The organism is Lapidilactobacillus bayanensis (assembly GCF_003946695.1).
Lineage (GTDB): Bacteria > Bacillota > Bacilli > Lactobacillales > Lactobacillaceae > Lapidilactobacillus > Lapidilactobacillus bayanensis.
In genome coordinates this window covers 38,431-62,854 of sequence record NZ_RHOX01000015.1, presented here as the reverse complement: position 1 = coordinate 62,854, position 24,424 = coordinate 38,431, and the positions used below count along the sequence as shown (strand labels likewise).

Sequence of the window (24,424 nt, the reverse complement as noted above, 5' to 3'; positions counted from 1 at the left end):
TATTGAACCGCCGTATACGGAACCGTACGTACGGTGGTGTGAGAGGACGGTAATTTACAATTACTTCCTACTCGATCAGCTGACCGCGATTTTCCTCCGGCACTGATGAACGAGATGTGTTGGTGTGATTTAATAGCAAATTTATACTTCTAAAAATTAGAAGTGATTCAACCACTCGTCAACTCAGCACTTGCGCAAAGGTTGCCACCTTGTTTGTTTAGTGAGGGAAAATAAATACCGCTCAGTGGTGAAGTTGTTGTTGCAGCTTTAGCTGGTACAACAAGACCTGTCTTGGAGACAATTTTGCAAAAATTGGCTTCAAGCAGTGTCCACCACGTTCCAGCGAAAGTATTTATTTTCCCTCACGGTATCCACCACACTTCGTATGCAACCTTTGCGCAAGCGCGGAGAACCACAACAAAACAGTTCTAGTTGTTGGTTGCAACGCCAGCGCTAAGTATTCTTTTGCTGCCACGGCACCGCGCACGTTCTATAAGCAGCCTTTGCGTAAGTACGAATAATACAAATCAAAAAGGCCCAAATCCACTTTTTGAATTTGGGCCTTACTTATCTTAAGAAAAATTGTCAAACTCTTTTATTTAATATTGACGCTAAATTGGTAAATAAGCCTTGAAATTTTAGTGCCTAATCTTTAGTCAAGTTTCGACGCTAACTCATTAGTAAAGTTACTCGGTTAAATCATCATCAGTATCATCTTGTTGTGGTACGTCACGATGATTAATAACGGGATAGGTACGGCTACTCGATTCATCATAAATCTCACGAGGTCCGTTATGATTAGCAAAGACCTTTAATTGAAAACCATAATGGTCTAAAAAAACCAGCTGGTCAGCATCAAGCCCAATAATTCGTCCGGGCAATTCGCGATGATCGATCATAATCGAAAAGTCTGGAGAAATTGACATATCATGTTGCTGATTGGTTTTGGGATCAATAAAAGCCCAATCGCCAGCATAACGCAAAGCCAGATCGGGTTGTCGCCTTTGTTGTTGCTTAAGGTGCCGTTTTTGGGTTAAAAAGCGACTTACTTGATTAATACCATGAATACCAGCAGAATAAATATCAGAAACTCGCATGTTAATCTCCTTTACACATCTATTATCATATCATCAGTCATGTTATTTTGGTATTAAAAACCATGATATGTTGATTGTATTTTTGTTACAATAAGGTGACAGAAAATATGTGGAGAGAAAAACTAGGTTATTGTCCACGATTAGTTCTAATCGCGAATTTAATTTAACTTTTTGCTTGCCAGTAGATACACTAATTTCTGCAATTTATTTTCAACCGTGTACTAATTTTGCAAATGATAAAAAAATTAATCAATCAAAATTGAGGTAAAGAATATGACCAATGTTGGAACAATTGGAACTAGTCAAATTACGAAAACTTTTTTAGAGGCTTGTGTTGCAAGCCGGGCATTTAAGATTACACATGTTTATTCACGCACACGCGCAAAGTCGCAACAGTTAATTGATGATCTGTTTATTCCTGAAGCTAAGGCAGACGACGATCTAGAGACGTTCTTAAGCGCGACAGATCTGGATGTGGTTTATGTTGCGTCGCCTAATAGCCTACATTTTCAAGATACTAAGAGTGCGCTCCTGCATGGTAAAAATGTGATTGTTGAAAAACCAGCTTTTGTGACAGTTGCCGAATATCAGGAGATTGATCATATTTTAAAAGAACATCCAGAGTTACGGGTAATTGAAGCTGCCCGCCATCTTTATGATGCCAATTATTTAGCGGCCAGTGCGCAAATTAAGCAGTTTCCCCAAGTGACTGGTGCAACATTGACGTATATGAAATACTCAAGTCGTTTTGATGAGTTCAAGGCTGGTCGGGAACCAAACATTTTTTCACCGAAATTTGCGGGTGGTGCTTTATATGATTTAGGCGTTTACTTAGTTTATGCGGCAGTTGATTGGTTTGGCGTACCTAAAGAGGCGACTTATCATGCGACTAAAGCAGAGAATGGAATTGATTTACACGGCTTAGCTAGACTGCATTATGATCATTTTGATGCCGCATTGGTTTTTGGCAAGGATCAGCAATCATTTCTACCGAGTGAAATTTATGCTAACCGCCAAACTTTGTGGATAGATAGTATTGGTCAGCCTTATTTGGTACGCTGCTATGATGGTCCGGCTGTTTTTCAGGATTTGTCTAAACCCTCAACGGAAAATCCATTAGTTGATGAGGTAAATGCTTTTAGTCTCATGTTTAATAATCATGATGAGGAACAATTCAATCATTACTGGCGATTAACCGGGCAAGTTAATCAAGTGCTCAATCAATTACGGACCAGCGCCCAAATTAAATTTGAAAGTGATCAAAATTAATGACAGAAATTTATGAAACGCCGGCAACACCATTTTTACCGATTTGGCAACGGGCCGGATTTAAGCAGCCGACACCAATTCAGCAAGCAGTTTATTGGGCGCTGAAAAAAGGTGGTCCAGTTCTGGGCTTGGCGGCTACGGGAACGGGCAAAACATTAGCTTTTGGCTTGCCACTATTAGAAACATTACAGCCGGGTCAACGGTTACAATTAATTATTCTCGAACCAAGTGCTGAATTGGTGATGCAAGTTCGTGACGTCTTACGACCTTATGCGCAGACAGTTGATTTGAAAATTCAAGGCATCGTCGGTAAGGCTAATCTGAAACGTCAGCAAGAACAATTGAAGCAACATCCCGAGATTATTGTTGCCACACCCGGGCGAATTCAAGAAATGATCACGAATAAACTGGTTAAAGTTGATCGAGTAGAAACGGTCGTTATTGATGAAGCTGATTCACAATTAGATGGGGAGCACTTAAATGCAACCCGTGAATTATTAGCTAAAACGCCGGCTGATGCGCAGATGGTCTTAATGTCGGCAACCGAACAACCAATTTTTGAAGAGTTGGGGAAATGGTTCGGTTATGACTTCGAACGGTTTGATACGCGTCATGCTGATTGGGAACACCAGCAAATTCAGCATGATTTTATGTTAATTGGTAATCACCAAAAGGCGGAATTACTCAAACGTCTGCAGCGTGGTCCAATTGATGGTCAAAATGCCTTGGTCTTCGTTAAAAATACTGGTAGTGCACGCACCTTATTCAAGACACTCAGCTTTTTAAATTTACGGGTGGGTTTGCTGTTGGGCGATGAGACAAGTCAACGCAGGCAAAAAATCATGCAACAATTCCGTAAAAAGCAGCTGACCTATTTAGTGACCACGGAATTAGCAGCCCGCGGATTAGATTTTGCTGAATTAAAATTTGTCATTAATTATGATTTGCCAAAAACGTTAGTTAGTTATACGCATCGAGCAGGTCGAACCGGTCGGATGTTTGGCACGGGGACAGTTTTAAATTTAGGTAATGAACATGACCATCGTAATTTACAGAAAACGGTCAAGGATCAATTTTCATTGCAAACGGTTTATTTAATCGATGGCCACTTAACAAGTGAAAAACCAATAAAAAAAGAACGACCAGTTGAGCAGGAGCGACAGGTGGTTAAGCATGTGGCTAAACCTGCAACGAAACGGGAAAAACCACGCAAGAAAAAGCGTCTGCGTGATCAAAAAAATAAAGGAAAACATCAACCGAAAACAGTCAAGTAAATTGGCTGTTTTTTTGCGAAAATCACAAAACAATATGGGCAATTTTCAGTAAATGTGGTTGCGTTTCCAATCAAACAACGACGCATTTTTTAGGACTTGACAAGTACCTGAAAATGATTTTATAATGTATCCGTGGTCTAGAGCAATTCATTCAGATTGATAACATTATTATTTGTTGTGAATTTGTAGTTGTGATAGACTTTAAATATGCGATGAAATTGTTTTCATTGCGACTATTTTTGCAGATCCACTGCAATTATTCATTTGTGTTTAAATTTAGTTAGAGAAAGGAGGCTACAAGTTGGACGAGGACGAAAATTTACAAGCGATTATGGGATTAATCGTTAACGGTGGTAATGCCAAGAGTAGTTCAATGGAGGCGATCCAAGCTGCCAAAAAAGGTGACTTTGATGAAGCCGATGCCAAGTTGAAAGAGGCCGATGCCGCATTAGGCGAAGCACACAACTCTCAAACTGGTATGTTGACGAAAGAAGCTAGTGGCGACCACGTTAAAGTGACTTTACTCATGGTACATGGGCAAGATCATTTAATGAATGCGATTACTTTCCGTGATTTAGCTGGTGAAATCGTAGATCTCTACAAGAAATTAGCAAGCGCATAACTTTTTGGGGAAGTTATACTGCAACACAATTTCTAACACATGGGTTAGCTTTAATTCGGAGGTTTTTATATGCAAAAATTAATGGATTGGCTTGAAAAATTCGTTGTCCCTGTAGCAGTTAAAATCGGCTCAATTCGCTGGTTGGTTGCTTTACGTGACGGCTTTATTTCAACATTGCCAATTACGATGGCTGGTTCTTTAGCGACGTTGTTGAACGCGTTATTGAACACATATCCAGCACAATGGGGCTGGACAGGATTTATTAATGCAGTTGCACCAATCGTTGCGATTGATGGACTTGTTTATAATGGTTCTTTAGCAATTTTCGCACTTTATTTCGCAGTTATGTGGGGTTACCATTTAGCTGCTGATTATGATACTGATGGTTTATCTGGTGCCTTAGTATCTGTTGCCGCTTTCTTCATGACAATTAACAGCAATGCTGTTCTTCCAATTGCCAAGGCTTTACCAAAAGCTGCTGCTGATACTTTGACCACTGCTGGTGCAACTGTCACTGGTTCTACAGTTTCTGTTGCCGGTGCTTTCTCAATGGCTAACATGAACTCCGCAAGTTTGTTTACAGCTATGATTTTCGGCGGTATTGCCGTTGTTATTTATATCTGGTTGATGAAGAAAGACATCACAATCAAGATGCCTGATTCAGTTCCACCTGCAGTTTCTAAAGCATTTACTGCTTTGATTCCAAGTATTGCTGCAGTTTATATTGTTGCTATTATTAACTATCTCTTTACTCAAGTTACTGGTCAATTCTTCGGTGACTGGTTGTCTAAGACAATCCAAGCACCATTGATTGGTGCCGGTCAATCAGCTGGTATGGTACTCTTAGTTTCATTGTTAGTACAAATCTTCTGGTTCTTCGGTATTCATGGACCTAACGTTTTAGGCCCAGTTTTGGAAGGTATTTGGACACCTGCTCAATTAGCTAACATTCAATCATTAAAAGATGGCACACCGTTCAAGTATTTCTGGACTCGTGGTTCATTTGATGCTTATGTATGGTTTGGTGGTTCAGGTGGTACAATCGTATTACTTCTTGCTATCTTACTCTTCTCTAAGCGTGCTGATGAAAAGACAGTTGCTAAGTTAGCCTTTGCTCCTGGCTTGTTCAACATCAACGAACCTGTAATGTTTGGTTTGCCAATCGTCTTGAATGCCATTTACTTCGTGCCATTCATCATTGCACCATTCATTAACACTGTTATCGCTTATGTTGTTAGCTCACTTGGTTGGGTTGCACCAGTTCAAGTCGCAGTTCCTTGGATTACGCCTCCAGTCTTAAATGCTTGGATGGCAACGAACTTTGACTGGCGTGCTGCCTTGCTAGCAATCGTTAATATGGTTATCGCATTCTTCATTTGGGTTCCATTTGTAAGAATGTCAAGCAAAGTTGCTGCTGAAACAGATGACACAACAGCTGCTTAATTTAGTTATTAAGTGAATTAAATATTTTGAATAAAGTATGGGCCATTAGTTGCAATCAAAGCGGCTAATGGCTTATTCTTATTAAGTGTAAGATATTTATTATCAAAGTAAGGGAGTTGTCAAAATGATCTTTTTAAACGCGCCTATCCAACAGGATAAAATCATTGATCTATTAAACAATTACGACGAAGATGGTGTTTCTTTCCAACTTAAGAGTAAAAGCGGTATGAAGTTAGTCTTCGAAACAAACATGGAGGACCTTGATGCCGCCGCTAAATTGGCTAAGGCAACAATCAAGAAACAATCTTGGGGTACGGTTCTTTATTTCCAAGCTGGAGTTGAAAAATAATGGCAACCAATGGCCTATTTTTAATGGCAATTGGCTTTGCGATGATTATGATGAGCCCGGCAAATCATAATATCAATCAAGTTCGCTTGGGTATTTTAACTTTGGGCATCGCCTTTGTCGCCGCCGGTTTTTACTTCTACCGTCGCGGCCGGAAGAACGAAAAGGCTCAGGCTGAAAAGCACGCACATGACGCAGACACCGCCGTTAAATCGTCAAACGAGTCAACGGCAAAGAAGGTGACTAAGAAATGAAGATTAAACAGAAGCTTAATATCCCGGCCAACTTTTTCTATCATAAGGTTGTCGATTCAGTTTTGTATGACATTCGTACGCAAACAGGTGAGACACTCTCTGAGGCACAATTAGAAGGCTATTCATATATTAAGCAGTTCACCAAAAGCACCTCGGCCCGGATTACGGTGACCAAATTAGTTCCCGATGAGTCTTATCACTATACAACCCATTCTAATCAAAGTGATTTTGATGTTAAGTATGATATTAAGCAATTATGCGAAAAGGAAATCGAAGTGACTTACCAAGAAGAAGTCGCATCAAAGGGTGGCTTTATGAGGCAAATGAACGATGTCTTAGTCGGCTCAATTCTCGGTTACGTCCGCCGCCGTAATTTCAAAAAGATGCTACTACAAATTGAAGCATCATATTAAATCAGAGTGCGAAAGCCAACGAATTGGGTGTTTGTATTTAAACGGGAAGATCATTGCGTGTCAACGCAAGGAGATTCACGCTTAAATACACGACACCCAGTTGGCTTGAGCACGTTTCAAAATCAGAGCACGCAAGGTAACGGGTTGCCGGTCTAAATTTAAATGAAAAGATCATTGCGTGCCAACGCAGCAAGATCTTTATTTGAACTCAGTCCGACTAGACATTGTGACACGTTTTGATTTGTAACCAAAAAAGGAAGTGGGACAAAGCTTTTGTTTTGTCCCACTCTTCTACTTTTAACTAAATTAATCATGAATTATCATTACAAATGGAGGTTGAAAATGGAACATAAAAAATTAACACCATTCCCTAAAGATTTCCTTTGGGGTTCTGCTTCTGCGGCGTACCAAATTGAAGGTGCTTATCAGGAAGATGGTAAAGGCCTTTCGGTTTGGGATAAGTTTGTGCGGATCCCTGGTAAGACTTTTGAGGGGACTAATGGTGATGTTGCAGTCGATCATTATCATCGTTATCCAGAAGATGTTGAATTAATGGCTAAGGCCGGTTTGAAGGCTTACCGTTTTTCAATTGCTTGGACCCGGATTTTTCCTAATGGTAATGGTGAGGCTAGTGCTGCTGGAATTAAGTTCTACAATGATTTGATTGACGACTTGGTTGCTCATCATATTGAACCGGTTGTAACGATTTATCATTGGGATTTACCTCAAGCACTTCAAGACGAATATCAAGGTTGGGAATCACGGAAAATTATTCCCGATTTCGTTAACTATGCGAAGACTTTATTTGAAAACTATGGCGATCGCGTTAAACATTGGGTGACATTGAACGAACAAAATGTCTTCATTCAACATGGCTATTTACTAGCAAGCCATCCACCAGCAGTTCAAGATCCGAAACGGATGTATGCGGCCAATCATATTGCTAACTTGGCTAATGCTGCTGCCACGAAATATTTCCATGAACATTTCACAGGTGAAATTGGTCCAAGCTTTGCCTATGGCCCAGTTTATGCAGTCGACGCTAATCCAGAGAACCAATTAGCTGCTGACAACGCAGAGCAAATGAATTCATATTACTGGATGGATATGTACGCTTACGGTCATTATCCAGACGTTATTCGTAAATGGCAAGAAGAACAAGGTATTGCACCCGAAATCACGCCAGAAGATGAAACGTTGTTAACTGATCCTTTGGCGCGTCCAGATTTCATGGGTTTGAATTATTATCAAACCGCTACTGTTCAGGCTAATCCACTAGCAGACGGGATTGGTTTAGCTGCCGAAAATACGACCGGCAAGAAGGGCAGTAAGCAAGAATCAGGTATTCCAGGAATGTTCAAGTCAGCAACCAATGAATATCTGCAAACAACTGATTGGGATTGGAACATCGATCCAATTGGTTTACGTATTGCATTGCGCCGAATCAATAGTCGTTATCACTTACCAGTACTAATTACTGAGAATGGGCTCGGTGCCTTTGACACATTAGAAAGCGATCATGAAATTCATGACGATTACCGAATTCACTTCTTACGTGAGCATGTTAAAGCTATTCATGATGCGATTAGTGATGGCATTCAAGTGATTGGGTATACAACTTGGAGCTTCACTGACTTATTAAGTTGGTTAAACGGCTATCAGAAACGTTACGGCTTCGTCTACATTGATCGTGATGAAAAGAATGAGAAAGATTTGGCCCGTTATCCTAAGGATAGTTTTTACTGGTATAAGCAAGTCATTGCAACTAATGGTGAAGATTTCGGAGCAGATAAGTAATGTCTGAAGTTGTTGAAATTGATCACGCTGATGTGGACTTATTAAACGAGTATTACGAATTGTGTTGCTATGCTTTTGACCGGCCTAATAACGAGGCTTATCAGACCAAGTGGCTTAACCTGGCGATGCACAGTCATAATTATGCAATCGTTGATGCACAAGGCCATGTTAAAAGTGCGATTATGGTAACTTATTTACCAACCAACTGGCATGGTCAAGAATATCAAATGGGTGGCGTCGGTTACGTAGCGAGTTATCCTGAGTTCGGTGGTCATGGGGCAATTACGCTGTTAATGCAGAAGGCCACGGAGCAAATGCTTGCGGATCATGTGATACTTTCATATTTGGCACCATTTTCTTATACTTTCTATCGCCGTTTTGGTTTTGAAGAAGTGTTTGATCGACTTCATTACGAGGTTCGCGCAGCGGATTTTCCCCGCGTGTCTAAGCAAGTGACCGGTTCGGTTGAACGTGGCAATTTTACTGATAACTTGGACCAAATGGCACAAATTTATCAGCAAAACGAGCAGAGCCAAAATGGCGGACTAATTCGCCATTCGTGGTGGCAACAATATCGTTACAGCAAGCACCCTAACTTTGAAGTGGCACTTTCTTATGATGATGAACATCAACTTGATGGCTACTTAATCTATCAACGCATTTCTGGACAACAGTTTGAAATGGTTGAGTTAATGCCAAATAGCTTTGGTAGTTTTCAACGGTTGCTAAGCTTTGTCGGCAAACATGCCGGTGTTTATCCTAAGTTTGTTTATACTAGTGCTAACCAAACGCCGTATAATGATTTGATGCCGGAAGCCTATCATGTGCAAACGACACTCGAGCCTTATATGATGGCACGCATTAATAATTGGCAATTACTGGTTGAGAATTGGCACTTTACAGCCGATTTGAAGCAGCCATTAATTATTGAGATTAAAGATCAATTTATTCCTGAGAATAATGGTAAGTGGCAGTTGTCAATTGTAGATGGTCGCGGTCAATTGCGGCACAGCAGTGAGTTGGACGCAGATTTAATTGCCGATACACGTCAACTTGCAAAGGCATTTCTTGGTTATCGGACTTTAGCCCAATTGGTGCAAACGGGAAATTGCCAAATTGAATCACAAGCGGTGTTAACGGAATTACAGTCTTGTTTAAGTTATCCCAATAAGCCGATGTTGTGGGATTATTTCTAAATAAAATGATAACAGTAAAACGACCTAGAAAATTCTCTAGGTCGTTTTTTTTGTAAAAACAATTGGATGAAAGTGATGGCTTATTGAGCAAATTAACAGAGAATATTTAGCCAATTATGCGACAGGGGGGACTCGAACCCTCTACCTATGGTTTAGGAAACCATTGCTCTATCCAGGTGAGCTACTATCGCAAGTACAATTAATTGTAGCGAATAACTACCGATTTTGCAACGGGGTGAGTTAGTTAGTAATCCATCGTTAAAAATTGAGTGGTGTGAGTGATGGGGGAACTAAACTGTTATTTTGTACTTTTTCGCGCTTGTGCAAAGGTTGCATACGGAACGTGCGGGTGCCGTGAGGGAAAATAAATACTTTCGCTGGAACGTGGTGGACACTGCTTGAAGCCAATTTTTTCAAAATTGTCTCCAAGACAGGTCTTACTGTAAGTGGTAAACCACCAACAGTAATATTACCACTGAGCGGTATTTATTTTCCCTCACTAAACAAACAAGATGGCAACCTTTGCGCAAGCGCTGAATTGACGAGTGGTTGGACTGCCCTCTAAAATTTTGAGAAGTACAAACTTGAAGTTAAATCACACCGCCACAGCTTTTTTGTCAGTGCCGGAGGGAAATCGCGGTCAGCCGCGGAATTGTTGTTAGTGGTTTACCACTTACAACAAAGCTTGTATTTGAGACAAATTTATTTGGCTCAAATCAAGCTCGCAGCGTTCCACCAGCGTATTTTCCGCAGGCACGAAGAACTTCAACATAACAGTTCTAGGACTTTGCACTTATAACTAGGTTTGGTTTTTGATTCGGCTCAAACCAATGCTCGCAGCGCTTTCATCAGCGTATTTTCCGTTGGCACGGAGAAACGCAATATAGCGGTTTTAGGACTTAGCATTTAGCCCAAATTAATACTTACAACGTTCCACCAAGGTATTTCCACAGGTACGAAGCGTGCTGATTAACTAAATTAACGGAGATGGAATAAGAAATAAATCGCAATTACTGTCAGGATAATCGGGACTGCAGTTAACAATATAACGAGGCGGCGGTGTTGCCATTGGCGCCAGTTCATAATGGCCAAACTAATGGCGAAGCAACTGACAATAATCAAACAACCACTCGCGATAAGCAATCCGAAGTTGTTGGTCATACCCAGTCACCGTTGCGAAAAATTGGCACAACTTCATCATTGGTGGTGATACCGTCAATCGCCATTTTTGCAGAGCCGACCATAAAGTCAACGTGGATTTGACTGACATTTAATCCGGCTACTTGCAGTTGCAATTGATTCATTTCTGTACCACCTGCCACCGAGAACGGATAAGCTGCGCCTAAAGCTAAATGGTTTGAGGCATTTTCATCGAATAACGTGTTGAAAAAAGTTAGACCAGATTGCGAAATAGGTGAAAGATCAGGTACTAAGGCAACTTCACCTAATCGACTAGCACCGGCATCAGTTTTTAGTAAGTGTTTTAATGTTGATAAGCCTTGATCGGCATCGGCTTTAACGACGCGACCATTTTTAAAAGTGAAAGAAATTCCTGTTAAGATTGTGCCAGCATAGCTGAGCGGTTTGGTAGCCCGAATATGACCGTCAATGCGATTAGCGTCTGGTGCAGTGAAAACTTCTTCGGTCGGCATATTTGGAATAAATTCGTCACCATGTTCATTAGTAGCACCAGCAGCTTCCCAGACATGATGTTTGGGCAACCCAATTGTTAAATCTGTTCCTGGTGCTAGATAATGCAAACGGTCAAACTGGTATTGATTAAGCATGGCAGCTTTCGTGATCAATTTTTGTTTTTGGATTTGCCATGCCGCGACAGGATCGGCATTGTCAATTCGTGTTGCAGCAAAGATTGCTTGCCATAAATGCATCGTGCCAGTTTGTTTATTTTCGTTGGGAAAAACTTTTTTGGCCCAAGCAGGACTTGCTGCTGCCACAACAGTCCAACTCAATAGATTATTTTCAGTAGCAGTTTTGACGGCCTGTGTACCAGAACTATTCAACTTTTGAGTAGCAGCAATCTTTCGTGGGTCGATTCCGATTAAAACATCAGGATCGCTAGACAAAACCGATAGACGCTTGACGCGATTGTTGGCAATATAAAGTTGTAAGTCTTCTCTATACGGCTTAATTTGAGCTAACTCTTTTTCGGATTGATAAGTTAAATCAAGACGCCGTTTTTGGTCGTCTTGCCATTGCATGATGACATTTCTGGCGCCAGCTAAATACGCCTGCTCGATTAAGAGATGAGCAAATTCAACTTGATCAATGGCAATACTAATTGTGATTTCATCGTTTTTTTGAACATTCAATCCAATTTTAATAATTAGCTCGGCATATTTTTGCAGTTGTGTGTGAAAATCATTCATTGCTATTCGGGACCAGCTTTCGTGTATTTACTTTTATTCTAACATGTTGAAATAAGCATTGCATCAAGCGCTTTTGCGATAAAATAGTTCGGTTATCGATTTAAATAAGTTTTATGATGAAAACAATCAATCCTGATTACGGAAGGAACTAACTATTTTGATAAAAAAATTTAAATAAAAGGTTTTCTTTTACTTTTTATTATGTTATGATTCAAATACAAAAGTTATCGTAACGATAAGCTAAAAAATAAAAATTATTTCACAAGTTGAAGGAGAGATCAATTATGGCCCGGAAAAAAACAATTATGAAGAACGATATTTTGAATGCAGCAGTTAATTTAGCAATGCGTGATGGCTTTCAAAATTTTACAGCTCGTAAAATTGCTGACGAACTGAATTGTTCTACTCAACCGCTTTATTTAGAGTTTGAATGTATGGATGATTTAAAACAGCAATCAATCATTAAGATTCAGTCATATTTATTGAAGCAGGTTTTTAGTCAGCATTATCATGACGATCCGTTGATTGATTTAGATTTGGCATACATTCACTTTGCTTGTGAGCAACCAATGTTATATCGGACATTGTGGATTGAGGATAAGGCTAGTATTACCGAAATGAAGCGATTCGCAACGCAATTAGGAACGGCACGCTTTGCTAAACGGCCTGGTTCATCAGAACTTTCTGAAGAAAAGATTCACCGCATTCTAGTTGGTAATTGGATTATTGTCAATGGCATCGCCAATTTGACTTCGAGCGGTTACGCAAGCATCTCTAAAACGCAAATTGTTGAAATTTTGCAAGCACAACTGGAAGATTTTATTTACAATGATCGGTTTAATCCTGCAAACGAAGTAGCGGATGATTTTGAATTCCGTTCAGCAAAAATAGGTTAATTGTATCAATCAAAGGTTGGAACTGGGATAGCAATCTCAGTTCTTTTTTTATGTTGTTCGAAAACGGTAAGCGGAGATAATCAAATACTTTAACGATTAGATGTTGCCTGACTAAAAGACTTGTAGAAATAGAACAATCAAGTTAATCGCCAAACCCAATAATCGTTCCTTCACTTTGCTAGATATGTTTGTTTTTAAAAAATACGAACTATAAAAATAATAATAAAGAACAATGTACGTTTATTTACTTGAATTATCCTAATAAATCAGTTAGACTGGTTTCTGGACGTTAATAAAAGCAAACGATAGGTGAGAACATGCAAACATTTGATTATGATGATATCCAATTAATTCCGCGGCGTTGCCAAATAAATTCTCGTGAAGAAGCAGATACGTCGGTTCAATTGGGACAGTATCGTTTTAAAATTCCAGTTGTTCCGGCTAATATGCAAACCGTTATTAACGAAGAAATTGCGATTTGGTTGGCTAGTCATGGTTATTTCTATGTGATGCATCGTTTTGAACCAGAAACGCGTGCTGCTTTCATTAAAAATATGCACGAGCGCAATCTGTATGCGTCAATTTCGATTGGTGTTAAACCAGATGAATATCAATTTGTCGATCAATTGGTTGCAGACCAAAGTCATCCTGAATTTATTACAATTGATATTGCGCACGGTCACGCCGATAGTGTGATTGAGATGATTCACTACCTTAAGAAGCAAATGCCCGCTGCGTTCGTTATTGCTGGCAATGTCGGGACACCAGATGGCGTTCGTGATTTGGAAGAAGCAGGTGCGGATGCCACTAAAGTTGGAATTGGACCGGGCCGTGCCTGTATTACGAAATTAAAAACAGGTTTTGGTACGGGTGGTTGGCAATTATCTGCCTTGGCTTGGTGTAGTCAGGTGGCGACTAAGCCGATCATTGCAGACGGTGGTATTCGCACACATGGTGATATTGCCAAGTCAATTCGTTTTGGTGCGACCATGGTGATGATTGGTTCGATGTTGGCAGGTTTTGAGCAATCACCTGGTGAAGAAGTTGAACATGATGGTAAGACCTACAAAGCTTATTTTGGGTCAGCATCTCAGTATCAAAAACAAAGTCAGCATCATGTTGAAGGTAAAAAGGTCCTTATTACCCTTAAAGGTGACTTACACGACGAGTTGACAAGTATGCAAGAGGATTTACAGTCGGCGATTTCTTATGCCGGAGGACGCGAATTAGCCGCGTTAAAAGAAGTTGATTATGTACAGGTCCCTCATACCATTTACAATGGCGACCACGATTAATTATCAATTGACGAATAAGAAAATGTGTTGAAAGTTGGATTGTGTTTTGTTGATTGTGGTTTTGTTTAATACAATCTTATTGTTCGAATAAAACGATGTCGTTAAGAACTTGGTACTCAAACTTTCATAGCATGACAATATTTAAAAAGAACCGGGATTTTTGTGAAGTGTCCTATAATTATTAGACTACTTGTCTAATAATTATAGGGCACTTCAATTTTATCTCAATTTTTTGCGAGAGTTGCGAGAATGGTTGACTTGGTAAATCGTGTGGTGTTTCAAATTGCGACTAAATTAGCTGTAAATAATTAGGGTAAAGTCTGGTTATTATCGTTAAAATATGGAACAATTAATGTGGAAGCACACGGAAGTTAGTGTTGCTATCAATAATTGACGGAGTAAAAAGATGAGTAAGAAAATCAGTTTAGATATGACCGTTTATGAATTAGTTAATGCCCATCCAGAAATTGTCCCGATTATGACGGATCTTGGTCTTGATGGTGTAACGAATCCGGCACTGTTACAAACGGCTGGCCGTTTTATGACGTTGCGTAAAGGCGCAGCAATGAAAAATATTCCTTTAACACAATTGGTGGCTCAATTAACCGCCGCGAATTTTGAGGTGATCGATCATGACTGACAAAACGACACATACAAATGCGGATGATTTAAAGCACAATGCTGTTTATCGTCAGCAAAAAATTGTTGAGATTCTTAAAATGTTACATGAAGGTGGTTCTTTTGAGGTAGCCAAGAAAATTTTTGATGAGACTTTTTCAACGGTCGACGTTTCAGAAATTACTTCAGCAGAACGCGCTTTAATTGCGACGGGCCTGAATCCAATGGAGATTCAGCATTTATGTAATGTTCATGCCGCTGTTTTCAAAGGAAAAATTTCTGATAACCAAGTGGCAACACCTGATGAAGAAGCACCCGGCCATCCGGTGCAAGTTTTAAAATTAGAAAATTTAATTATCACATCGTTGTTGAAAGATGAATTGTTGCCTTGTTTGAAAAAATGGCAACAAGATGGTCAGGATCAACATTATTTAAAGCGAATGCAACACGCGTTGGTGGACTTGCAGACGATTGGCCGGCATTATGCGCGTAAAGAAAACTTGATTTTTCCGCTGATGGACAAATACGGCATCACGGCGCCACCTAAGGTAATGTGGGGTGTCGATGATAAAATTCGCGGGCTGATTAAAACAGTCGTTCAATTGGTTAACCAAACGCCATTACCTGATAAATATGAGATTGAAGCAGCAATTGAAGCCGCTAATCAGGAAATTATGGAAATGATTTTTAAGGAAGAACAGATCATGTTACCAATGGTTGCAGAAGTTTTTACTGCGGCAGATTGGGGCATGATTGCTGCAGAGAGTGATGAGATTGGTTATACGTTAATCGCTCAACCGTTGCCATGGCGTCCCAGTGCAGCAGCAATTGCTAAAGACGAAGCTAAGCCGCGCCAAGTGCCAGCTATTGCCGCCGAATTAAATGAAGCTGCGCAAACGTTAGCCGCGCAACAAGAACTCGATGTTAAAATTCCCGTTACCGCACAACCAGCAGTACCAGCAGGCATGCCTGCACATATTGCGGCGCAACTGGCAGCAGGCCAATCAGAAACGACTGCCGAACAGCGAGCAACGGTTAAAAAAGACGATGACGTGCCAACCCATTTGTTATTAGATGCAAACGGTCGTGCACAGATTAGTCTTAATAACGGGACATTAGATTTAAGCCAACTGACTGGTATTTTCAAAGTGTTGCCGCTTGATTTAACTTTAGTTGATGTGAACGATCGCGTGGCCTGGTTCTCTGATGACGGTGATCGAATTTTTCCAAGAACTAAAGCAGTTGTTGGCCGCGCCGTTGTGAACTGCCATCCACCTAAGAGCGTTGACAAGGTCGAAAAAATTCTTAGTGATTTTCACGAAGGTAGGCGCCAGGACGCTGAGTTTTGGATTAACTTCCGTGGCCGCATGGCTTATATTCGTTATTTTGCTGTGCATAATGAAGCTGGGGACTATATCGGCTGCTTAGAGGCCACACAAGATATTACTGCTATTCAAGCCTTAACTGGTGAGAAGCGTTTGGATTCTGATGAGATGTAAAATGATCGTTGCTGGTTTTTGTATCAACAACATCTAAAAACAAAGGACTAAATCCGAAAATGGATTTAGTCCCTTGTTTTTAAGCGCCTGTCGATTTTTGCTAGGTAGTCACTTTTTTAATGGTTAAATTTGTCTTACCAGTTGTTTAATTTCCGATGCTAACGAGAACTTTTTCGTTGCGCTAATTTTTGTTGATGATGTGCTAGCCGTCGTTGGCGTAAACGTCTCGTCATTTGCCGTTGATCTTTGCTGAATGTATAGCGGGAAGTGATGTAGTTGAGAATGCCAACGAGAATTTGGTCGATTACTTTAGCCGTAAAGCTGGACAAATTCAGACCGCTAATGCAGACGAACATAATTGCCGAGTCGGCAAGTAAACTAATGCCACGAAAAAAAGAAAAAGCAATCAGTTCTGTGATTAAGGCGTAACCGGTTGAGTATTCAGACTTAAAAACTAATGACTTATTCGTGAAGAAGCCGAAAATAACAGAGATCAACCAGGCTAAGGTGTTCGCAAACATATAATGAGCGTGAAAGGTTGACTTAATTACCATGAAAGAAACAATGTTAATAACAGATGCTAAGAAGCCAAAAAAAGTGTAGCTAATGAAATCACGATGATTTTTAAGAAAAGTATGAAGGTTATTCATACTAGTTAACCATTGGCATTAGCTTTATCAACGAGTGCCTTAACAAACGCATCTAAATGTTCGATGTCCTCGGCCTCGGCAGCCAAATCAATCTTGACACTTTCAGCACCTTTAGTGGCACCAGTTTGTGCAAAAGTATGGTCGAAATCATCGACAGTTGCACAGAAGTGATCGCCATAGAAACGGTCGCCTGAGCCACAGGTCCCGTAAATTTTACCAGCTAAATCTTCTTCTTGTAAATCGTCATAGAAATCCTGAGCTTCATCAGGAATTTCACCTTCGCCGTCAGTGTACGTTGCGACGACACAGATATCAACGTCTTCAAAGTCGCTTGCGTCAGCTTGTGAAGCCTCAGTAGTATCGACCTCAACACCTAAATTTTCGAATTGTTCTTCCATAATCTGCGCAATTTCTTCATTATTTCCTGTCATACTTGCGTAAACGATCTTAGCTGTTGCCACGTGTGTTACCTCCAGTGTTCTAATAGCCACATTATAGCTTGCTGGACCATAATTGCGGGTAATATCTATGAAATTATACCAAAAAATAAGATTTAGGCAAGTTGAGTCAAGATAGCGTAGTAAAAATCGCATTTTAGTGAACATAATTCTCAAAAAATAGCTAAGTTTGTTAATAATCGGTTAATAAGGCAGACATTTTCTGAAAAACTGGCTAAAATGTAATTAATAAATAGAACGGGTGAATGCATAAATGATTATTTGGTTAAATGGTCCTTTCGGTGTTGGTAAAATACAAGTTGCCGCGGAATTACAACGACGGATTAATGGTGCTATTTTGTACGATCCTCATGAGCTTGGCCGCTTGTTGACAAAACAGTTGCCTAAAGCGCTGCAAGAAGATAATTTTGAAGATTATCCAGAGTGGCGGCAATGGACTTATCAATTGCTGAAAAAGATGGCCACCCAGACGCAACAAACAATTATTGTACCGATGGCAGTCAGCAAGCAACAATATTTTGACGAAATTATTGGTGGCTTGCGTCATGATGGCATTACAGTGCGCCACTTTACTTTGGCCGCAACGCCAACAGTTATTGCCCAACGTTTGCGCCAGCACGGTAATTTGAATAATCGTTTTACTTTATCACATTTACAACGGTTGTCTGAACAAACAGAGACACCACAATTTGCAGAAATTTTGGATACTAACGAGTTGTCGATTGTAGAAGTTGCCAATACTATCGCCAAAAAGTGTTCGATCCGTATTAAACCAGCCATCACCAATCCGCTTTTGCAAGGCGCGGTTCAATTAGGAACAGGGATTTTACACCAGTTCCGTTAAACAGGTGACGATTTAATGACAACATAAGGTGTGTTATTGTTTGCGCGTATTAATTGACTGGACTATATTGGAATTGAATGGAGTGTGTTGATAATGAAAATTGCAATTGCAGGTGCCGGCGCCATGGGTTCACGTTTCGGCGTCATGTTGAAACGTGCTGGAAATGACGTCATCTTGATTGATTCTTGGGCAGAGCATGTTCAAACCATCAATCAAAAAGGTTTAAAAATTGAAACGGATCACGGTAGTAAACAGGTTGAAATCCCTGCATTTTTACCACAAGATGTTAACTTTCAGCCAGAATTAGTTGTCTTGTTTACGAAATCAATGGGTTTACCCAAAATGTTACAAGATATTCAGCCAATTCTAACGGCCAATACCAAAATTGTTTGTCTATTGAATGGCCTAGGTCATATCGCCACGATTGAAAAGTATCTTAATAAAGCCAATATTTTCATGGGTGTCACAGTTTGGACCGCGACGTTGCTGGGGCCAGGTCATGTTAAGTTGATTGGCGACGGCGGCATTGAGATTCAAAATATCGAACCAACTCAGAAAAAAGCGGCTGAAGAAATTTGTGGTGTATTTGATGTTGCCGGATTAAAAGCAAAGTATAGTGCCAACGTTATGTTTTCAATTTGGCGTAAAGCTTGTGTGAATGGTACTTTGAATACTTTATGCACTCTGTTGGAATGCAATATTGCGCAATTCGGCAGCTTGCCTCAATCAGATCAATTAGTGAAACAGATCGTTGCAGAATTTGCCGCTGTGGCTGCTCACGAAGATGTTAAGCTGAACGTTGACGAAGTTGCGGCTTATATTGGTAAGTTATATGATCCAAGTCAGGCTGGCGAGCATTATCCAAGTATGTACCAAGATTTGATCATGCATCACCGTTTGACGGAAATTGATTATTTGAATGGCTACGTCGCGCAACGTGCAGAACAATTCGGCCTTAAGACACCAGTATCTGCGACGCTAACGGAATTAATTCATGCTAAGGAAAGTTTGCTAGTTAAAAACTAGATTGTAGTTCTTCGCGCTTACGCAAAGGTTGCGTACGAAAGATAGCGAGTATCGTGAGGGAAAATAAATACTTGTCGCTGGAACGTGGTGGACACTGCTTGGAGCCAATTTTTTCAAAATTGTCTCCAAGACAGGTCTTGTTTGTAAGTAATAAATTACTAACAACAATTTCACCACTGAGCGGTATTTATTTTCCCTCACTAAATAAGCAAGATGGCAACCTTTGCGCAAGCGCTGAATTGACGAGTGGTTGAATCCCTGTTCAATTTTCAGAAGTACAAATTTGCTATTAGATCACACCACATCATCTCTTTCGTCAGTGCCGGAGGGAAATCGCGGTCAGCCGCGGAATTCTTGTTAATGGTTTACCATTTACAAGAAAGCTTGCGTTTGAGACGAATTTATTTGGCTCAAATCAAGCTCGCAGCGTTCCACCAGCGTATTTTCCGTAGGCACGGAGAACCGCGACATAACAGTTCTAGGGTTTATCACTCCCAACAAGTCTTGTATTCGTTACAAATTATTTTTCATTCGGCTCAAACCAAGCTCTCAGCGATCCACCGCGTATTTCTCGCAGGCACGGAGAAGTACAACCTAACAGTTTTAGACAACAAAAAGAGGAAGCACGATGAAAATCACACTTCCTTTTTCTATTTGTTAACCACAACTTTAGTGCCAAAAGGGATGTTATCATGTAACCACTTGGCATCTGGAATTGATAGGCGAATGCAACCGTGCGAGGCTGGCTGGCCTAATTTTTGAGCTTCAGTAACGTTATAATTGCCTGAGTGATCGGTCGGAACAGTGTGGAAGAGATAAACACCATGATTTAACCAAGAAACCCAGTAATTAGCGCCTTCATTTAACCGATTGTTGTAGAATGATTGACCACGTTCTTGAACGGCATAGACACCAGTCGGGGTAGTATTATTGAGCCCACTTGAACAGACCATGGTATAAAGTCGTTTCTTAGTGGTTTTATCATCGAGATAAACACGTTGTTTCTTCAATGATACGGTTAATTGATAGGTGTTAGTTTTTTTCAAAGTGGGATAAGTACCGCCAGTCGGTTTTTTCCACAAGTTTAATGCTGCTTTCTTTTTGGCAGCGGCGGCTTTTTGGGCCGCTTTTTTCTGGGCCAATGCTTTTTTACTGGCCTTTTTAGAACTGGCTCGTTTGGTGGCTACCTTTTTCTGAGCGATGGTCACAGTTTGCGAGTTTGTATTAGCTAGCGTGTGGATGTGATAAATTCGCCACCCTAAAATGGCAATGATCGTAATCATTGTCACAATAATTGTCGTGATCAGTAAACGATCCTGCTTTCTCAATCTGGTTACCTCCGCGTAAACAACGGCTGTGCTTGTCTGATGATAGGTTTATGTTAATCGACATTGAACGATTTGCAAATCAATCGAAATATGTGAGAATGGTTGATCGATCAAGGCGGCAACTTGTTCAGGTGTTGCCTGCCACTCTAGCGGCGACATTTGTAATAAATCAGCAAAAGCTGCCGTATCAGTTAGTTCGAATTGATAGTTAATTTCTTGTTGCTTAATAATTGTGGCGACATCACTGAGATGTTGCATGACAGGTGCGTTGGAATAATTCTCCTTGTCAGCGCCGTTGAAGAAAGCTTGACGCAACTCGTGTAAGTAATTAGGGCCAGGGATCACCTTGATAAAAGTACCGTCGTCGGTTAAGACGCGTGCAAATTCGCGGTAATGTGATGGGGAAAAAATATTAAGAATCGTTGTCGTCGAATGGTCAGCAAATGGTAAGTTAGTTAGATCCGCAACGCACCAAAGCGTGTCATCAGTAATTTGTTGGCTTGCCAAATAAATTCCGGCCTTAGAAATATCGAAACCAATTTTAGTACCGGTTAAACCGCGTTGCACCAATTGCGTTAAGAGGCCACCTTCGCCACAACCCACATCAATTGTCAGTTGATTATCTTGAGGTAACCAAGTGCTGATCAAATCCAGCATTGGTTTAAAGATTCCCCGTTGGATCATTCGCCCGCGCGCGGCTAACATTTCAGTGGTATATTCAGTTTTAATTTGCTTCTGCAAAAAGTAAAGCGTCCCTTTTTTAGAGAGGTCAAATTGATGTTCCGCTGGGCAAACTAAACTTGTAGCTTGTGCCTGCATTGTCTGATGGCAAATAGGACAACGAAAGATTTGTTGATGCGCCGCTAAAAAATTGGCAGCTTGCGTAATTTTCTTAATCGTCATGATGATTCCTCACTTAATTAGACATAATTGTAACATGAAAATTAAGATGAAGCTGTGAAGTAGGACTAATCTTAAAGAAATGACATGTTATAATAAGAGCTAAATTAGTTAACAACTAAAAGCGAGGTAAAAACAGTGGCAAATCTTGAAGTTATTCGTACATATGTTACTGATCAGATGAAGCAGGACCATTCTGGACATGATGTGGCGCATATTCAGCGGGTGGTAAATCTCGCGCGTTACTTATTGAAGGCACACCCAGAAGCAGATCAAGAAATCGTGTTAGTTGCGGCGGCAACACATGATATTCTTGATGATAAATTAGTAACCGATGTGGCGGCTAAGCGTGAAGAACTATTAACGATTTATCGAGCAGCTGGTTTGACGGAAGAGCAAGTTGCAGCAATACTGGCTATCATTGATCACATGTCCTACTCTAAAAATTTGCAACAACATTATCAACTCTCCATTGACGGCCAACTGGTTCAAGATGCTGACCGCCTCGATGCGTTAGGCGCAATTGGGATTGGTCGTACCTTTTATTATGGCGCGCATACTGGTGCGCCAATGTATGATCCAACAATTGCACCTAGAACTAACTTGACCAAGCAAGATTATCGACAAAAGTCGCCAGTGTTAAATCACTTCTATGAAAAATTATTTAAGTTAGGCGACTTAATGAATACAGCCGAGGCCAAAGATTTAGCAGCACAACGAATTCAGTTTATGCATGAATTTGTCGATACATTCAAGCATGAATGGGAATTCGATGAATAAAAGTACTCAATGTTATTTTTTGCCGAAGAAACACAATTTATTGTAAAAATAGATTGAAAAACCACCATATCTTGTGTATGATTGAGAATGGTTTTATTAAGAAATAGGCCATTGATAATAATTAATGATCGCCCGGCACAACGAATGGTAAGATAGACGGTCAAGTCTTAAAAAGAATGGAAAGAACGTGATGACAGTTTTAGTACTTAGTGGCGCAATTGGCGCAGGCAAATCATCATTAACAGGAATGATTGCAAGAGAATTAGGCACGACAGCATTTTATGAAAGTGTCGATGATAATCCTGTTTTACCGTTATTTTATGCGGATCCAACTAAATATGCCTTTCTGTTACAAATTTACTTCTTAAATACGCGCTTCCACAGTATTAAAGCGGCGTTACAAGATGACAACAATGTTTTGGATCGTTCAATTTATGAAGATGCGCTTTTTTTCCAGATGAATGCCGATATGGGACGTGCTAATCAAACTGAAGTTGCGATTTACAAAGATTTATTAGGCAACATGATGGAAGAACTTGATGGTATGCCTAAGAAAAATCCCGATTTGTTAGTCCACATCGATGTTTCTTACGAGACAATGATCAAACGGATTACGAAACGCGGCCGTTCATACGAACAAATTCAAAATGATCCGTCATTGGTTGAGTATTATCATAAATTGTTGGATTATTATGAACCTTGGTATCAGAATTATGATTACTCACCCAAGATTCGAATTGATGGCGACAAGTATGATTTCGTTGAAAACTTTGACGATCGTAAAATTGTCATTGATCAAATCAAAACTAAATTACACGAAATGGGTAAGTTATAAGCTTGTGCAGTTGCCCGCGTGAAGCATGAGAATTAAGGTGCGTTGGCAAGATCTTGTATTCTGGTAGTGCGGCTTGAACTGGAATGGTCCTCGCAATGTTTTTTTCTTTGAACACACCGGTCACTAGTTAGTTATTGCAACTATGCTTAACAATTAAACTAAACAGGTTTTTAAAGCGCTGAGCCGGCTGTTTTTGTAGACGGTCTCGGCGCTTTTATATTTTGAATGTTGCGGTATAATTGACATAGTATTGAACGGAGGCAAAAGATTGATTACATTAAAATCCCCACGTGAAATTGAAGGTATGCGCAAATCTGGTGCGCTTTTGGCAGCAGTTCATATTGGCTTGCGCGATATTATTAAACCTGGCATTTCAGCGATGGAAATTGAAAGATTCGCAGATCATTATATTACGAGCCATGGTGGTATTCCTGGCGAAAAAGGATTTGAAGGCTACAAGTATGCAACTTGCGTAGCAGTTAATGACGAAGTCGCTCATGCAACACCGCGGCAAAATTTAATTTTGCATAACGGCGATTTAGTTAAAGTTGACATGACGGTCACGCTTGACGGTTATCAAAGCGATTCTTGCTGGAGCTACGCTGTTGGTGAAGTTAGTTCTAAGATCAAAAAGTTAATGGACGTCACGAAAAAAGCGCTCTATCTCGGAATTGATCAGGCAGTTGTCGGCAACCGTCTTGGCGATATCGGCTATGCAATTCAACATTATACCGAAGACGAAAATGGTTACGGCGATGTTCGCGATTTAATCGGCCATGGTATTCAACCAACGATGCACGAACAACCGAACGTGCCTCATTATGGCGAACCACACAAAGGGTTACGTCTAAAAGAGGGCATGACGATTACCATTGAACCAATGATTAACGAAGGCACATGGCAAATTCTAACTAAAGAAGTCAGTGACCCTAACGATCCCTGGGAATATTACGTCACCGCTGACGGCGGCTGGTCTTGCCAGTACGAACATACTTTAGCGATTACAAAAGATGGACCGAAGATTTTAACATCACAAGATCCTATTGGTGATGCGAAATATTTGTAATTGACGATTCTGAATGGGGAACTAGGACGAAAAATCCGGTTCCTTTTGTTTTAGGTAATTGGCAAACGAAAACATCACTTTTTTCAGGCTAAATAATTTTAGTCCTAGCAAAATTAAGCGCTAATGTTAGC

The 24,424-nt window shown here is 40.3% G+C and carries 25 protein-coding genes and 1 tRNA gene; 19 read left to right on the top strand and 7 right to left on the bottom strand.

Annotation, left to right across the window (positions count from 1 at the left end):
• Positions 1-686: 686 nt before the first annotated feature.
• Entirely contained in the window at positions 687-1,097 is a 411-nt protein-coding gene (locus EKM65_RS07125) for a DUF4828 domain-containing protein (RefSeq protein WP_125607064.1), read from the bottom strand.
• Between the two features lie 273 nt (positions 1,098-1,370).
• Between EKM65_RS07125 and EKM65_RS07120 the strand changes: the two genes are divergently transcribed.
• From EKM65_RS07120 to EKM65_RS07080, 9 genes are all read left to right on the top strand, one after another.
• Entirely contained in the window at positions 1,371-2,366 is a 996-nt protein-coding gene (locus tag EKM65_RS07120; protein WP_125607062.1) for a Gfo/Idh/MocA family protein, read from the top strand.
• Positions 2,366-3,640 carry a DEAD/DEAH box helicase gene (locus tag EKM65_RS07115; RefSeq protein WP_125607060.1) on the top strand — a complete coding sequence of 425 codons (1,275 nt, stop codon included), beginning with the start codon at positions 2,366-2,368 and terminating at the stop codon, positions 3,638-3,640. The genes EKM65_RS07120 and EKM65_RS07115 overlap by 1 nt, the downstream gene beginning before the upstream one ends.
• A 331-nt stretch (positions 3,641-3,971) precedes the next feature.
• Complete coding sequence (locus EKM65_RS07110; protein ID WP_125607076.1) at positions 3,972-4,262, top strand: PTS lactose/cellobiose transporter subunit IIA; 291 nt, start codon at positions 3,972-3,974, stop codon at positions 4,260-4,262.
• A gap of 69 nt (positions 4,263-4,331) precedes the next feature.
• Entirely contained in the window at positions 4,332-5,705 is a 1,374-nt protein-coding gene (locus EKM65_RS07105) for a PTS sugar transporter subunit IIC (protein ID WP_125607058.1), read from the top strand.
• 124 nt (positions 5,706-5,829) lie between these two features.
• Positions 5,830-6,054 carry a hypothetical protein gene (locus EKM65_RS07100; protein WP_125607056.1) on the top strand — a complete coding sequence of 75 codons (225 nt, stop codon included), beginning with the start codon at positions 5,830-5,832 and terminating at the stop codon, positions 6,052-6,054.
• The gene (locus EKM65_RS07095; RefSeq protein WP_125607054.1) at positions 6,054-6,305 is read left to right on the top strand and encodes a DUF3188 domain-containing protein; all 252 of its coding nucleotides are present in this window, start codon (positions 6,054-6,056) and stop codon (positions 6,303-6,305) included. The genes EKM65_RS07100 and EKM65_RS07095 overlap by 1 nt, the downstream gene beginning before the upstream one ends.
• Positions 6,302-6,718 (top strand): DUF3284 domain-containing protein, encoded by a 417-nt coding sequence (locus EKM65_RS07090; protein ID WP_125607052.1) that lies wholly within the window; start codon positions 6,302-6,304, stop codon positions 6,716-6,718. The genes EKM65_RS07095 and EKM65_RS07090 overlap by 4 nt, the downstream gene beginning before the upstream one ends.
• A gap of 342 nt (positions 6,719-7,060) precedes the next feature.
• Positions 7,061-8,515, top strand: a complete 1,455-nt coding sequence (locus EKM65_RS07085; RefSeq protein WP_125607050.1) for a glycoside hydrolase family 1 protein — start codon at positions 7,061-7,063, stop codon at positions 8,513-8,515.
• Positions 8,515-9,711 carry a GNAT family N-acetyltransferase gene (locus EKM65_RS07080; protein ID WP_125607048.1) on the top strand — a complete coding sequence of 399 codons (1,197 nt, stop codon included), beginning with the start codon at positions 8,515-8,517 and terminating at the stop codon, positions 9,709-9,711. The genes EKM65_RS07085 and EKM65_RS07080 overlap by 1 nt, the downstream gene beginning before the upstream one ends.
• Before the next feature lie 117 nt (positions 9,712-9,828).
• Here EKM65_RS07080 and EKM65_RS07075 read toward each other — a convergent pair.
• Both EKM65_RS07075 and EKM65_RS07070 read right to left on the bottom strand, forming a co-directional pair.
• Positions 9,829-9,902: transfer RNA gene (locus EKM65_RS07075), tRNA-Arg, on the bottom strand.
• A 966-nt stretch (positions 9,903-10,868) separates the two neighbouring features.
• Positions 10,869-12,098, bottom strand: a complete 1,230-nt coding sequence (locus EKM65_RS07070; protein WP_191987318.1) for an aminopeptidase — start codon at positions 12,096-12,098, stop codon at positions 10,869-10,871.
• 284 nt (positions 12,099-12,382) lie between these two features.
• Between EKM65_RS07070 and EKM65_RS07065 the strand changes: the two genes are divergently transcribed.
• The 4 genes from EKM65_RS07065 to EKM65_RS07050 all read left to right on the top strand — a co-directional run bounded on the left by EKM65_RS07065 (position 12,383) and on the right by EKM65_RS07050 (position 16,406).
• A complete protein-coding gene (locus EKM65_RS07065; protein WP_125607044.1) occupies positions 12,383-12,994 on the top strand; it encodes a TetR/AcrR family transcriptional regulator in 612 nt (203 codons plus the stop codon).
• 317 nt (positions 12,995-13,311) lie between these two features.
• A complete protein-coding gene (locus EKM65_RS07060) occupies positions 13,312-14,289 on the top strand; it encodes a GMP reductase (RefSeq protein WP_125607042.1) in 978 nt (325 codons plus the stop codon).
• A gap of 406 nt (positions 14,290-14,695) precedes the next feature.
• Positions 14,696-14,929: a DUF1858 domain-containing protein gene (locus EKM65_RS07055; protein ID WP_125607040.1), complete on the top strand. Its 234-nt coding sequence runs from the start codon at positions 14,696-14,698 to the stop codon at positions 14,927-14,929.
• Positions 14,922-16,406 (top strand): DUF438 domain-containing protein, encoded by a 1,485-nt coding sequence (locus EKM65_RS07050; RefSeq protein ID WP_225420429.1) that lies wholly within the window; start codon positions 14,922-14,924, stop codon positions 16,404-16,406. Before EKM65_RS07055 ends, EKM65_RS07050 begins: the two co-directional genes overlap by 8 nt.
• A 158-nt stretch (positions 16,407-16,564) precedes the next feature.
• On the opposite strand, the gene EKM65_RS07045 is transcribed toward EKM65_RS07050, so the two are convergent.
• A complete protein-coding gene (locus EKM65_RS07045; RefSeq protein WP_125607038.1) occupies positions 16,565-17,056 on the bottom strand; it encodes a GtrA family protein in 492 nt (163 codons plus the stop codon).
• A gap of 5 nt (positions 17,057-17,061) precedes the next feature.
• Positions 17,062-17,517, bottom strand: a complete 456-nt coding sequence (locus EKM65_RS07040) for a flavodoxin (protein ID WP_125607036.1) — start codon at positions 17,515-17,517, stop codon at positions 17,062-17,064.
• Between the two features lie 250 nt (positions 17,518-17,767).
• On the opposite strand from EKM65_RS07040, the gene EKM65_RS07035 reads away from it, so the two are divergent.
• The 3 genes from EKM65_RS07035 (at position 17,768) to EKM65_RS11260 (ending at position 19,638) form a co-directional block, all read left to right on the top strand.
• A complete protein-coding gene (locus tag EKM65_RS07035; RefSeq protein WP_125607034.1) occupies positions 17,768-18,358 on the top strand; it encodes an AAA family ATPase in 591 nt (196 codons plus the stop codon).
• A gap of 93 nt (positions 18,359-18,451) precedes the next feature.
• Positions 18,452-19,384 carry a 2-dehydropantoate 2-reductase gene (locus EKM65_RS07030; protein ID WP_125607032.1) on the top strand — a complete coding sequence of 311 codons (933 nt, stop codon included), beginning with the start codon at positions 18,452-18,454 and terminating at the stop codon, positions 19,382-19,384.
• Between the two features lie 98 nt (positions 19,385-19,482).
• On the top strand, positions 19,483-19,638 hold the full coding sequence (locus EKM65_RS11260) for a hypothetical protein (protein ID WP_164506857.1): 156 nt from the start codon (positions 19,483-19,485) through the stop codon (positions 19,636-19,638).
• 396 nt (positions 19,639-20,034) lie between these two features.
• On the opposite strand, the gene EKM65_RS07025 is transcribed toward EKM65_RS11260, so the two are convergent.
• Together EKM65_RS07025 and EKM65_RS11630 are read right to left on the bottom strand one after the other, a co-directional pair.
• Positions 20,035-20,712, bottom strand: coding sequence for a L,D-transpeptidase (locus EKM65_RS07025; RefSeq protein WP_225420428.1), 678 nt, complete (start codon positions 20,710-20,712; stop codon positions 20,035-20,037).
• 48 nt (positions 20,713-20,760) lie between these two features.
• On the bottom strand, positions 20,761-21,615 hold the full coding sequence (locus tag EKM65_RS11630) for a methyltransferase domain-containing protein (RefSeq protein WP_125607031.1): 855 nt from the start codon (positions 21,613-21,615) through the stop codon (positions 20,761-20,763).
• A 135-nt stretch (positions 21,616-21,750) separates the two neighbouring features.
• On the opposite strand from EKM65_RS11630, the gene EKM65_RS07015 reads away from it, so the two are divergent.
• The 3 genes from EKM65_RS07015 (at position 21,751) to map (ending at position 24,293) form a co-directional block, all read left to right on the top strand.
• Positions 21,751-22,392, top strand: a complete 642-nt coding sequence (locus EKM65_RS07015; RefSeq protein WP_404803136.1) for an HD domain-containing protein — start codon at positions 21,751-21,753, stop codon at positions 22,390-22,392.
• Between the two features lie 190 nt (positions 22,393-22,582).
• Positions 22,583-23,227 (top strand): deoxynucleoside kinase, encoded by a 645-nt coding sequence (locus tag EKM65_RS07010; protein ID WP_125607029.1) that lies wholly within the window; start codon positions 22,583-22,585, stop codon positions 23,225-23,227.
• 268 nt (positions 23,228-23,495) lie between these two features.
• A complete protein-coding gene (gene map, locus EKM65_RS07005) occupies positions 23,496-24,293 on the top strand; it encodes a type I methionyl aminopeptidase (RefSeq protein WP_125607027.1) in 798 nt (265 codons plus the stop codon).
• Positions 24,294-24,424: the final 131 nt, after the last annotated feature.

Excerpts from the sequence above, each read along its gene's own strand:
- EKM65_RS07085 (WP_125607050.1), top strand. The coding sequence starts at position 7,061 with ATGGAACATAAAAAATTAACACCATTCCCTAAAGATTTCCTTTGGGGT.
- EKM65_RS07045 (WP_125607038.1), bottom strand. The coding sequence starts at position 17,056 with ATGAATAACCTTCATACTTTTCTTAAAAATCATCGTGATTTCATTAGC.
- EKM65_RS07055 (WP_125607040.1), top strand. The coding sequence starts at position 14,696 with ATGAGTAAGAAAATCAGTTTAGATATGACCGTTTATGAATTAGTTAAT.
- EKM65_RS07100 (WP_125607056.1), top strand. The coding sequence starts at position 5,830 with ATGATCTTTTTAAACGCGCCTATCCAACAGGATAAAATCATTGATCTA.
- EKM65_RS07035 (WP_125607034.1), top strand. The coding sequence starts at position 17,768 with ATGATTATTTGGTTAAATGGTCCTTTCGGTGTTGGTAAAATACAAGTT.
- EKM65_RS07115 (WP_125607060.1), top strand. The coding sequence starts at position 2,366 with ATGACAGAAATTTATGAAACGCCGGCAACACCATTTTTACCGATTTGG.
- EKM65_RS07095 (WP_125607054.1), top strand. The coding sequence starts at position 6,054 with ATGGCAACCAATGGCCTATTTTTAATGGCAATTGGCTTTGCGATGATT.
- EKM65_RS07125 (WP_125607064.1), bottom strand. The coding sequence starts at position 1,097 with ATGCGAGTTTCTGATATTTATTCTGCTGGTATTCATGGTATTAATCAA.
- EKM65_RS07065 (WP_125607044.1), top strand. The coding sequence starts at position 12,383 with ATGGCCCGGAAAAAAACAATTATGAAGAACGATATTTTGAATGCAGCA.
- EKM65_RS11630 (WP_125607031.1), bottom strand. The coding sequence starts at position 21,615 with ATGACGATTAAGAAAATTACGCAAGCTGCCAATTTTTTAGCGGCGCAT.
- EKM65_RS07030 (WP_125607032.1), top strand. The coding sequence starts at position 18,452 with ATGAAAATTGCAATTGCAGGTGCCGGCGCCATGGGTTCACGTTTCGGC.
- EKM65_RS07050 (WP_225420429.1), top strand. The coding sequence starts at position 14,922 with ATGACTGACAAAACGACACATACAAATGCGGATGATTTAAAGCACAAT.
- EKM65_RS07090 (WP_125607052.1), top strand. The coding sequence starts at position 6,302 with ATGAAGATTAAACAGAAGCTTAATATCCCGGCCAACTTTTTCTATCAT.
- EKM65_RS07010 (WP_125607029.1), top strand. The coding sequence starts at position 22,583 with ATGACAGTTTTAGTACTTAGTGGCGCAATTGGCGCAGGCAAATCATCA.
- EKM65_RS07060 (WP_125607042.1), top strand. The coding sequence starts at position 13,312 with ATGCAAACATTTGATTATGATGATATCCAATTAATTCCGCGGCGTTGC.
- EKM65_RS07120 (WP_125607062.1), top strand. The coding sequence starts at position 1,371 with ATGACCAATGTTGGAACAATTGGAACTAGTCAAATTACGAAAACTTTT.
- EKM65_RS07080 (WP_125607048.1), top strand. The coding sequence starts at position 8,515 with ATGTCTGAAGTTGTTGAAATTGATCACGCTGATGTGGACTTATTAAAC.
- EKM65_RS07105 (WP_125607058.1), top strand. The coding sequence starts at position 4,332 with ATGCAAAAATTAATGGATTGGCTTGAAAAATTCGTTGTCCCTGTAGCA.
- EKM65_RS07110 (WP_125607076.1), top strand. The coding sequence starts at position 3,972 with ATGGGATTAATCGTTAACGGTGGTAATGCCAAGAGTAGTTCAATGGAG.
- EKM65_RS07070 (WP_191987318.1), bottom strand. The coding sequence starts at position 12,098 with ATGAATGATTTTCACACACAACTGCAAAAATATGCCGAGCTAATTATT.